2 protein-coding genes and 1 pseudogene are annotated in these 1698 nt (G+C 74.4%); 1 reads left to right on the forward strand and 2 read right to left on the reverse strand.

Annotated elements, in window-relative coordinates:
* Window positions 1–211: 211 nt before the first annotated feature.
* Window positions 212–790 (reverse strand): TetR/AcrR family transcriptional regulator, encoded by a 579-nt coding sequence (locus VR45_RS29665; protein WP_045942949.1) that lies wholly within the window; start codon window positions 788–790, stop codon window positions 212–214.
* 91 nt (window positions 791–881) lie between these two features.
* On the opposite strand from VR45_RS29665, the gene VR45_RS29670 reads away from it, so the two are divergent.
* The gene (locus VR45_RS29670; protein WP_045942950.1) at window positions 882–1328 is read left to right on the forward strand and encodes an anthrone oxygenase family protein; all 447 of its coding nucleotides are present in this window, start codon (window positions 882–884) and stop codon (window positions 1326–1328) included.
* A 59-nt stretch (window positions 1329–1387) separates the two neighbouring features.
* On the opposite strand, the pseudogene VR45_RS29675 reads toward VR45_RS29670, so the two are convergent.
* Window positions 1388–1698 (reverse strand): annotated as a pseudogene (locus tag VR45_RS29675) (histidine kinase); the annotation flags it as partial.

Below are 1698 nucleotides of genomic sequence, written 5' to 3' on the forward strand. Positions count from 1 at the left end.
GGCCACAGCCGCTTGCCCACGTGGTCGTTGAACAGCAGCACCGCCACCGCGGCCAGCGTCCCCGGATGCCCCGCCCAGCGGACGACCGCCCGCACGGCTCCCCGCTCCCCCGCCCCTCGCATGCCCCGCAGCCTCCCCCGGCCGGCGTCCGGGTACGCCGGGGGCGGGTAACGGTTCGCGCTCGATGAGCGCCGGCGGCGGCCGGGGGGTGTCAGAGCACGGCGAGCCGGTCCACCAGCAGTTCCACCCTGGGCCCGGTGTGCTCCGGCGGCAGTCGTCCCGCGCGGGTCAGGGTGGCCAGCCCGTGCAGGGCCGCCCAGAACGTCTCGGTGAAGAGTGCCGGGTGGACGCCGTCCCCGGCGACCTCGCCGAGGCTCTCCAGCAGGGCGGCGAAGGCGTCCTTCAGCGGCTCGGGGGTGTCCTCGCGGGCGAACGCCAGGCCGCCGTCGAGCTGGAAGATAGCGTCGTAGACCGCCGGATTGCGTTCCGCGAACTCGAGGTAGGCGCGGGCCAGGGCGACGACCCGGGCGCGGGTGCCGTCCGCGGCGGCGGTGGCGGCGCGCAGCGCCGCGGCCATCTCGGCGGCACCCTCCAGGGCGACGGCGCCGATGATCTCGCGCTTGCCGCGGAAGTGGCTGTAGAGGACGGGCTGGCTGTACTCGATGCGCTCGGCGAGCCGGCGGGTGGTGACCGCGTCCCAGCCCTGCTGCTCGGCGAGTTCGCGGGCCGTGGCCACGATGAGGCGGGCGCGGTCCGCCCGTTCGCGCTGCTTGCGTTCCTGTAGCGACATGACCCGATCCTAGCACCGCTAGACAATCGAGCGGCAGTAGGTCTAGCGTTGCCTCAACAGCTAGCAGCGCTAGATCCCAGGAGGGGTCATCATGCTCAACGCACTTGAGGTCTTCACCACCGTGGTCGTCGGCGTGATGGTGGGCGTGGAGTTCTGCGTCGCCTTCGTCGTCAACCCGATCCTCGGCGGACTGCCCGAGGACGCCGGCCAGCTCGGCCGCGCCCACGGGGGCCGGATGCTCGGCGCCCTGATGCCGGTCTGGTACATCACCTCGGTCGCGCTGAGCGCGATCTGGGCCGTCGCCGGTCGGCACCACCCCGGCGCCGGCCTGGTCGTCGTCGCCGCCGCCCTGCTGGTCCTGAGTGTGCTCATGTCGGTCCTGCTGCTCGTCCCGATCAACAACCGCAGCAAGACCTGGACGCCCGAGAACCGGCCCGCGGACTGGAAGGAGCAGCAGAACCGCTGGGACCGCTACCACTACGCCCGGGTCGCCGTCATCGTCGCCGCCTTCGCCCTGCTGGCCTCGGCCCTCGCCTGAGCCCGAGCTCGAGCCCGAGCCCGAGCCCGCGGGCGACGGCACCGGCCCCCCTACGCCTCCTACGCCTCCTCGGCGGCGCGGCGGGCCGCCTTGACCCGGGCGGCCAGCTCGGCGGCGGGGAGGCGGCGCGGGGTGGTGCCGTGGCGGGCCGCCAGCGCGTCGGCGGGCTCCGGGGAGGACTCGACGACGTCCAGCACCAGCATGCAGTGGCCGTCCTCCACCTCCTCGCTCAGGACGATCAGGCCGGCGCCGCCCTCCTTGTCGCGCCAGGTCTCGGCGGCGTTGCCGAGCGCGGTCCCGGCCACCCAGCCCAGCAGGACGCCGATCGGCCCGCCGAGCAGCCCGGCGAGTCCCCCGGCCACCCCCGCAC

This window comes from Streptomyces sp. NRRL S-495, assembly GCF_000966955.1.
GTDB lineage: Bacteria > Actinomycetota > Actinomycetes > Streptomycetales > Streptomycetaceae > Kitasatospora > Kitasatospora purpeofusca.

Excerpts from the sequence above, each read along its gene's own strand:
- VR45_RS29665 (WP_045942949.1), bottom strand. The coding sequence starts at position 790 with ATGTCGCTACAGGAACGCAAGCAGCGCGAACGGGCGGACCGCGCCCGC.
- VR45_RS29670 (WP_045942950.1), top strand. The coding sequence starts at position 882 with ATGCTCAACGCACTTGAGGTCTTCACCACCGTGGTCGTCGGCGTGATG.